The following is a 9413-nucleotide window of genomic DNA, read 5'->3' on the forward strand; positions in this document are numbered from 1 at the left end:
CTTTGACGCTAAACTCTATAAACAGCTCTTACCAGTGAATGATATAGAATAACTGGCTAACCATCATTTCTGATAGAAACATCAGTTTAGCGACAGAGCCCTTTTTTATTATCCGGATGTTTTATTAAATGATAACCAACCGGTCCATTCATTTATCGAGGTTTGTAGACCCCAAAAAGCTCAGTGCCACGCCCTCCATTCTTAAAGTGATCGAGCTCAGCCTCCACCATTCGGACGATCAACTGACGGTCATCGAGGTTCTGGGCATTGTAATTGTCGTTATATGCGAGATTCAGTAAACGCCACAGGAAGCAATTTCTACGAAACACGTCTAATGGCTTGAACCATCGTTCTAACGTAGGCTCGATATCTTCGCTACGGATCCCTTCAAAACAACCCACTGAGTAATCGTTGTCCGGAATTTCCGTATCCACAGTGCCAGTATTACGATTCAACCTGAATTTTTCTGGCAGCTCTTTAAATATCCCATTCGCTACGTCCAAAGCTTCCGGCCACAGTCGATTGCCATTCCTTCCCACATACTCTCCAATGCTCCAGAACTCACCATCATCGTTCAGACTTTTATGACAGAACTCAATTAGCTTTTCTAGTTCAACAATATGATGGAGCGCAGAGACACAAATGATGATGTCCCATTTTTCACCCGAATATTGTAAATCATTCGCGTCCGCTTCGATGAGATCAAGGCTCACCGTTGGAGCGAACTGTTTCGATGCCATGCAAAGTAGATCTGGATTAATATCGAGAAGCGACCATTCCACATTATTCCCTACGTGCGAAGCAAAATCTGCTTCTATCCTGGCCGCTCCACTACACAATGACAGGACCTTCAGTGGCTTACCATTATCAGCTTTTAATTTCAATCGCCCTACGAAATCTGGGGCGGACTCTGTGATGTTTGCAGCCAGCAAGCGCGACCCGTAGGCGTAAGGGGACTCATGAGAAAGCGGTCCGATGTGATTTAATCGATCTATCTGATATGGCACAGCATTGATTTCACTACAATGCAATTTTCTAACTGGTCGGGCTTGACCTTGAGCTATGTTCGACCGTTCATCCTGCATTTGAGAATACATGGTGTGACGATAGACATGACTAAAATGATCGATTTCATTGCGGGACCTCTGTTCGTGAAAGGTACGAGCTTTCATCAAAGATAACCGTTCTACTCTCGCAACGCATAGTTCGGCGATGGCGAGCCAATCCCCGATCGGATCATTTTTCGGCCCTGGAAGGCATTTAAAAATGAAATATCCTTGCCTACCCATTAAAAATGATACATCGAGATGCGCTTCCCTCCATTGTGATGTCTGCTGACCACCGGAAATAGAGAAAGAAGCAATCATCTCCACATCTTTTCGTTTCTCTAATCGCTCAGAGAAGCTCACTTCTAAGACCAAACCATCGCTACTGATTTTCGGTATCCCAGCACCATATCGGACATATAATTTCGTGTCTTTCTTAACTTTAATGCTCTTTGTGATCACCAATTCTTCGCCAGCCAACAAGATCAACGATTGGCGCTTGTCGATGCAATGGGCGACCTGCATCCATCTTGGAAACATAACTCCATTCGGAGTTCCTGAGATCCGGAATGGTGATCCATCCTCGAGATAAAACTCATCCGAAAAGGAGCCCTTGCCATCATCGATTGCTTGAGTAGAAATATCGGTCATATAATAATATGAAAGATATCAAATTGCTTATTTAGAACATTTTAATGATATTAAGTTATTTTACAATTATCCAATCCGTTCAATATTCATCTCCATACCCATGTCAAAATAGCCCACGACGAACTTTGATGCAACCACTTGAAAAAAGAATATGTCATAGAGGCGATGATGCACAACAAACTCGCCCCGTTCGTCAAAACGGGTGCATCCCAGGGAAACAAGGTACTGCCCCCCCGCTAGCGTCATGGTCTGCCGGAAGGATACCACATACTCCTCTCCTTCGTGCAAGAGCGGTATATCCAGCATCTCAAATTGGGAGTTTGTTCCGGTCAGCTCGTTCCCCTTGATATCCTTGATGGTCAAAGCGAAAATGGGGGACTGCACATCTTCTTTGATACGGACGCGCATCTTGAACGTGCACTCCCTCTGCTTGATTACGGACTGGATTATGGCACCGTCTTCATCAAAGAGGCCGAAATCGACAATGCACATTTTTCTGTCCCCATAATCAAGTTTATTGGGGTTCAGGACCAGGCTTGATTTCCAAGGAACATCCTGAGACGTAGTAGATCGTTCCTCGATCTCCACCCCATCATCCGATTGGGTATGGAGGTTCACAGCGACCTTCTTGTATAGGTCGACCATACTTTTCGGGCTACCCTCGGCCAATTTCTTACCTTCGTGTAAAACCATCGCTCTATCACAGTACTTCAGCACGCTGTTCATGTCGTGCGTGACGAAAAGGATGGTCTTCCCGGCCTTCTTGAAGTCCTCGAACTTGCGGTAGCACTTGGCCTGGAAGTAGATGTCGCCCACGCTCAGCGCCTCGTCGACGATGAGAACCTCCGGGTCGACGTTGATAGCGAGCGCGAACGCCAGGCGAACGAACATGCCGCTGCTGTACGTTTTCACCGGTTGGTCTATGAACTCCCCGATGTCGGCAAACTCCACGATGGCCGGGACCAGCTTCTCTATCTCCTGACGGCTCATCCCTTGCATGGTCCCATTGAGGAAGATGTTCTCCATGCCGGTCATCTCCGGATTGAAGCCCGCCCCCAGTTCTAGGAGCGCGGCCACTTTACCCTTCACCACGACCTCGCCGGAGGTCTGGTAGGACACCCCAGTCAATATCTTGAGCAATGTGGACTTGCCAGAACCGTTCCGGCCCAGTATCCCAACGGTCTCTCCCTGATGCACCACCAGGTCCACACCTTCCAGGGCGTGGAAGTCCGTGTGGTACTTCCGGCGACGGGGGTCCAAGGCCTCCTTGGCCCGGTCCGACTGCTTCTTGTAGAGCCGATATACCTTCCCCACCCCCTTGATGGAAATAACCTCGTGGTCCATCAGTTCACCTCACAGCACGTCCGCCAGGTGCGGCCTCAGCTTTTGGAAGACTATGCTTCCGGCGATCAGGAACACGATGGTCATGGCCCAGAAGATAACGGTGGCGAGCGGGTCCAAGGTGAACTCGCCTAAGATCGAGGTTCGATAGCCGTCGACCACGTAGGCCATGGGGTTGATGAGCATGAGCCAGTGATACTCTTCCGGTATAGCGTTCTGCGACCACAGTATCGGCGTGAGATAGATTCCGAACTGCAGGATGATAGTAAGCATCTGCCGCATGTCCTTGAAGAACACCACGATGGATGATGTGAGGAAGCTAAGCCCCCAGACAAGTATGAATGTGCAAAATAGGTAGTATAGCACGCCAAGGGAAGAAAGATGCGCACCCTCTCCATAAATGACCAGGAAAATCACTAAGATAACGTGGAAGATGATGCTGGTGAGGAGCGAGGAAATGATCTTGACTGTAGGTAGGATCTCAACCTTGAAGACCATCTTCTTGACTAAGAACGAATACTGAGTGAGAGCATTAGTGGCATTGGACCAGGCGTCAGAGAAGAAGAACCAAGGAATGAGGCCGATAATGAACCATAGGACGAACGGCACACCCTCGACAGTGGTTATGCCGAGAGCGAACTCGAAGACGAACCAGAAGAGGAAGATCAGGCTCAGGGGCTGCAATATCTCCCAGAGCAGGCCGTAATAGGAGCCGACGTAGCGGGTGCGGAAGTCAGATTTGGTCAGGGAACGGATAAGTCCCAAGGATCGAACATTTTCGCGAATGATGTCCTGCGCGCCCATCCTTCAAACTGCCCTCCCTTCATCCTGATGCCATTCGAGCCTTTTAGCTATAATACACCGCATAGACATATAAAAATCGGCTTAGAAAATGATGAGCTCAAGGGTCTCACCGCAACCTTCTGATCATTAACGTTATGGCAATGGCAGCAAGCGACACAACCAAAGTCCCTGATAGTACGTAGATAGGGGTATCTTCATAGGTATTGAACGGAGGGCCCACCGGGTTGGTTTTCACTTCCGAATGAGGAATATAGACAATCATCGCCTGTCCTCCAGTGGAATAGACGACCTCGTTCCGTCCTTCCGTTTGGCTCAAAATATTTTCAATTGGAGTGTAGGATTGACGAGAACTTCCATTATAATTTGTAGATATCGCCCAACCATTTTTTACATTCCAACTGGATAGGTATAGTAGGGCATCTGTTTGATTTTCCGTCCACTGATACCTGAGAATTTTAATATTGGTTCCTTCACCAGCGAAGATGGGAAATCTATGCCAATCAGCTGTCACTGGATAGTTGCCCCGATGATCTACATCACTGACCCATTTGGCTGATAGTACGTCAGAATCTGAGTATACGGACCAACTGGTATTTGGGTTGAGGGCGAATGAGTTGGTATAATGACCAGTCGCATAGTAAATAGTCCCAGTATTGAAGAGTAAAAATGTGATAAGAAAGATCGCCCCGGCCTTTTTTACGATTCCGTCACTAGCGAGCCTCGAGACGATGCTAATGTCACCAAGGTGCTTACCCCGGAAGAACGACACAACAGCATATAGGCCAAGGATAAGGAATCCCGACAGAAATATGTAGGCCACCTGGAAGAACCGGGCGAAATAGAAGGAGTACGACAGGCGGGGTATGGTAAAACAGCCGATTATTATCAGTGAGCCCAACGCGCCGAACAAAACAAAATCCCTGCTGATCTTATTATCGTTCATCCTATTGAACCGGACAATAGCATAAGCTACGCCAATGATGCAAATGGCCATTGAGAAAACGACCAGGTATTTCTCTACGTTGTGCAACGCATCCCCGTAATCGATGAGAACGTATTCCCAGGTATCCATTTGATAGAGTAATAGGTTCCCGCTCGAAGCAGGACCCACATATGAATTTACATTCTCCCCGTATTGCAGCATCAAACCCGAGGCAGTAACGCTAAACCAAATGAAGAAAATAGCCAAGAACGCTATGGCCATGTCGATGGATACCGTTTGAGATTTTCTTTGGTCCACAAACCACGTCTTGATTACATCGATGAACCAACGATGTACTGGTTTTTTTTCCGGACCCCGGAGTTCCGACAATTTCGATACTATGTGCCACAATGTGTTCAATGCGACTAGTCCGACCACCAGACCTATGGCTATATAGGCCAAGGCGTAATGGGACACCACTATCCCGAACAAGGATATGATGGCAAATATGCGCCTGTCCCTCCTGATAAGTCCTTGGTCAATTACAGATAGGAAAAACATCAGGAGGAACACCTCAGCTATCTGTTGTTTGGTCAGTTGCATCATGAGCCCGTAAAACGCATTGTAACCAATGAACAGTAGAGAGGCGGCCAAAGCCGGTCTGGAACCCAGCTGTCCCTGAACCGCTTTATAAACAGCTAGACCAGTAAAAGAAAAGAAGAAGGGATAGACCATCTTCAATAATTCCAGGGTCTGGATAGAGGTGAGGTTGGTTAGCATCGGGGCCAATGTGGTCATACTCATGGCGGTATTGGCGCCAAACCTGTAGAACACGTCCCAGAAACCTTGGTTAGTGCTAATGGCAGCGGAATAAAATTCCGAAAAGACATCATAACCCATCAGATAATTGGTCATCAATCCCCTGTGGAGCATAAGAGAAAGCGATAGGCTGAACACCAGCAATTCATAGCTCTTAGCGTTCCGGCTCAAGGTGATTAAGGGAGTTGCGCAAACAGCTACAAGTACGTAATATAAGATCGAGCGGTCACCATCGTATCCAGCCACGGTCGTTCCAATGATTACCACTATTGGTAGAAGAATGGCGAATGCCATCGTTAGAATTGTTCGAATATCAAAGTACGCCTTTCCATGCTCGTATACAAATTCCTTATCGCGTCTCGATGTCGCCAGCATTAATATAAGGAGTAATAATGAAAATAAAAGATTGATGTTCTCCAGGGTGAAGGGTGATTTGATGGATGTCAAATAATGTAAGGAATTCAGCAATCCTCCGGTCACCATCAGCAACATCAATCCCAGGCCCAAGCTATATATTGCAGATTTGGAGAACCCGAGGCCATGGATGTGCATTATTCTAAGTATCGCAGCCCCGGGAACGAAAATCACCAGGGGTATGATCAGGAATCCCAAAGTACAATTGTCCCAATCTCCAGTGAATATCATTCTAGCGAGGGCGAATAACAGCAAGGCGACAACGGTCGAATAACCTAGTATCTCAAATCGGCGCAAAGGCCAATCATTGATGAATTTAAATCCCGCTTTGCAATCGTCCTCGTCTACCATCATTTATGTCATCCAGGTAAGATCATTCAACGGGATAAACCGTCTTTTGGACAATTCGCCTCCATGTATATATGTTATATCACATGTCGGTCAATTTCCCACAACTGGATAAGGGATATATACGACATGCGTTCTCTAATGGGTAATGGGGCAAGGACGTTCAACAAGGCTCAGCATCCACTATTTCCCATGGGGCCTGGTGGTCTTGCTAATTATGGCATATCTTGTTGATAACAATGGTATCCTTTCTGAGTTCGCAGCCGTCCTATTCATCATCGTTCCTGGGACCGCGATTTTACGTTTAACGGGTCGGGAGAATAAGCTGGATATCTGGGAACGGAGTATCTTGACCGTATTGATTAGTGCGGTACTTTCGTTCATCGTTATTCCATCTGGTCAATTAATTTTGCAGATGGACTGGGTTACCTCAACAGTTCTCCTGCTTGCACCATTGTCCTGCGTATTATTACTGGTCGATTATTTTTTCAAGGCTAAGGTGATTGACAACCACGAAGGTCAGGAGAGAAATTCAGGCATTCTCCATGAGTTCAAGGTAATTTCAAAAAGGGAGCGTTTCATCGTATTGATGGCCATGGCGGTTATGGCGATAATTTTGACGGCATCATTCGCCATGCTCCTCAACCAAGATGAAGAAGGATTCACAGAGTTCTACGTGCTAAATGAGAATGGAAATGCTTATGATTATCCCACCAGCGTGGGGCTTGGAAACAATACATCGATCATTGTTGGTATAGCCAATAGGGAAGGCCAAGCTGTAAATTACACGGTCGAGATATGGCTCGTCAATTATACATATATCGATCAGGCCGTCAACGTCACCCAGATGTATTTCGTCGATTCGTTCTCGGTGGTCCTGGAGAGCCAAGAGTACAATGTAAATGATCCCTGGTCGGCCCAGTTCGAAAAGGAGATTATCATATCACCCGGGGTTTCCGGTCAATATCAGCTATTCCTGATGCTCTTCAAGAATGGCGCCGAACCCATCCCCGGGCCTTCACCTCCGAACACCACCACCGACTACTCCAAGACCGAAGCAAGTTGGAGAATAGTCATGTGCGTCAACAATGAGATAAATTACTTGAATCTGAACTTGAGCGTGCCTCCGTAAATCATACAATATCCTTATTAGTCGTCCAGCAGTTTCCAATCTCAATATGAGCGACGACCGATCCGAACTGATCGTTCTTATTCCCGCCTACAAGGAAGAACTAACCATCTCGATGGTGGTCACACTATCCTTGCAACATGCGAGCAAGGTCATCGTGGTCGATGACGGCTCACCGGACCGGACCTCCGAATTGGCCAAGTTAGCCGGTGCCGAGGTCATACGTCAGGAGATCAATCAAGGCAAGGCCGCCGCGCTAATGGTCGGTTTCCAGAGGTGCCGTGAGCTTTCCCCCAAATGTGTAGTGATGATCGACGGAGACGGTCAGATGGACCCCGCGCTCATCCCCAACGTGGCCGCCCCTATTTTGGCCGGAGAGGCCGATCTGGTCATTGGGTCCAGGTTCATCGGCGAAAAAGATGCGGACATACCCCGGCACAGAGTGGTCGGGCAAAAGATCCTCAACCAAGTGACCAACGTGGGGTCCAAGGACAAGATCACTGACACCCAGTCTGGCTATCGGGCCTTATCGCCTACCGCTCTGAACAACATGGAGATCGATTCCGAGAGATACAACATCGAATCGGACATGATCATGCACCTCTCTCAAATCGGTTTGAGGATCGTCGAGGTACCGATCACCGTCAGGTATGACGTACCAGCCGGCCATAAACAAAAACCTTTCAGGCACGGATACGCGGTCCTTAGCCGCATATTCACTATCATTGGGTACAGAAGGCCATTGATCGTCTTCGGCATCCCCGGGGCCGCCCTTTTCATATTAGGAGGCACCATTGCTCTCGCCACATTTGCGGAGGTGAAGGTGCTCTTCGGATGGACCCTCGTGACCCAGGCTACCGCCGCCATCACGATATTCTTCTTAGGGCTCTTCCTGTTGTTCGATGCCATGATATTGAACTCCTTGACCGTGTTGATGAGCAATATCCAGAACACAATAGGAAAAAAGAACCAGTAGCGATGATACCTTATCAACGGGTCCCTTACCGTCCGATTATATGAGCACGAGAGAAGAATTCATTAGGTATTCAAGATAATCAGGATGGACCGGCTGGAGCGCCCTGATCACATGAAATTGTTTTTTTACGCCACGTTCGGAGGACATTTCAATGAGGCGATGATGCTCGTCAAAACAATATACCCACATTACGACGATGTCAAGATGATAACATTCGACAGCCCTGAGCTGGCGGATTCCATCGTACCAATAGTGCGCCTTAAAAAGGTCTCATTCTCTGGCAATTTCGCTTTTAAATCAGCGCTTAACGGGCTGGTGAACATCCCCCGGCTGATTTACCAGTTGATAAAAGAAAGGCCAGATGTGGTGATCAGTACGGGGTCGGGCGAGATCGCGATCCCCGCCCTAGTATTGGCTAACACGCTCGGCATAAGGACCATTTATATCGAGACATGGACGAGGGTCCAGGACCCTTCGATGGCAGGTCGTGTGCTGTACTTTTTCGCTGACCATTTTATAGTGCAATGGGAAGATCTCCTGCCTAAATTCGGAAAGAAAGCGAAATATCTGGGTGGTCTCCTATGATCTATGTGACCGTCGGAACGACGGACTACAATTTCAAACGCTTGATGGACGGCCTCCGGTCCTTGTCTCCGGACCTAAAGGAGAAAATAACGGCTCAGGTCGGGATTAACGAACCTCCAGATGGCATCCGTGCCTTCGGCTTTTGTAGCCGAACCGAAGCTCAGGGCCATATACAAAAGGCCGACCTGGTTATCACGCATGGCGGGTCAACCCTTATGGAAGCCCTCCTGGAGGGAAAGCGGGTCGTAGCTGTCCCCCGGACTGTGAAGTTCGGAGAGGCCTTGAACGATCATCAGGTCCATCTTTGTCTAAAGTTGGCCGAGAAGGGCCTCGTTACCACGGTTCTGAACATGTCCGACCTTCAGAAGGCCATCGAAC

The 9413-nt window shown here is 47.9% G+C and carries 8 protein-coding genes; 4 read left to right on the forward strand and 4 right to left on the reverse strand.

The window, feature by feature from the left end; all coding sequences use genetic code 11:
* Window positions 1-152: 152 nt before the first annotated feature.
* The 4 genes from NT131_03580 to NT131_03595 form a co-directional block, all read right to left on the reverse strand.
* Window positions 153-1697, reverse strand: coding sequence for a class I SAM-dependent methyltransferase (locus tag NT131_03580; protein MCX6650724.1), 1545 nt, complete (start codon window positions 1695-1697; stop codon window positions 153-155).
* Window positions 1698-1763: 66 nt separating this feature from the next.
* Window positions 1764-3041, reverse strand: a complete 1278-nt coding sequence (locus tag NT131_03585) for an ABC transporter ATP-binding protein (protein ID MCX6650725.1) — start codon at window positions 3039-3041, stop codon at window positions 1764-1766.
* Window positions 3042-3050: 9 nt separating this feature from the next.
* Window positions 3051-3842, reverse strand: coding sequence for an ABC transporter permease (locus NT131_03590; GenBank protein MCX6650726.1), 792 nt, complete (start codon window positions 3840-3842; stop codon window positions 3051-3053).
* Window positions 3843-3948: 106 nt separating this feature from the next.
* Complete coding sequence (locus NT131_03595) at window positions 3949-6348, reverse strand: DUF2206 domain-containing protein (GenBank protein MCX6650727.1); 2400 nt, start codon at window positions 6346-6348, stop codon at window positions 3949-3951.
* Window positions 6349-6562: 214 nt separating this feature from the next.
* On the opposite strand from NT131_03595, the gene NT131_03600 reads away from it, so the two are divergent.
* From NT131_03600 to NT131_03615, 4 genes are all read left to right on the forward strand, one after another.
* Entirely contained in the window at window positions 6563-7477 is a 915-nt protein-coding gene (locus NT131_03600; GenBank protein MCX6650728.1) for a DUF1616 domain-containing protein, read from the forward strand.
* Between the two features lie 46 nt (window positions 7478-7523).
* Window positions 7524-8450, forward strand: coding sequence for a glycosyltransferase family 2 protein (locus NT131_03605; GenBank protein MCX6650729.1), 927 nt, complete (start codon window positions 7524-7526; stop codon window positions 8448-8450).
* Between the two features lie 84 nt (window positions 8451-8534).
* On the forward strand, window positions 8535-9035 hold the full coding sequence (locus tag NT131_03610) for a hypothetical protein (GenBank protein ID MCX6650730.1): 501 nt from the start codon (window positions 8535-8537) through the stop codon (window positions 9033-9035).
* Window positions 9032-9413 (forward strand): glycosyltransferase (locus NT131_03615; protein MCX6650731.1); only part of this gene is annotated, 382 nt, incomplete at its 3' end. The genes NT131_03610 and NT131_03615, both read left to right, overlap by 4 nt.

The sequence above is a fragment of the Methanomassiliicoccales archaeon genome (assembly GCA_026394395.1).
Classification (GTDB): Archaea; Thermoplasmatota; Thermoplasmata; order Methanomassiliicoccales; family UBA472; genus UBA472.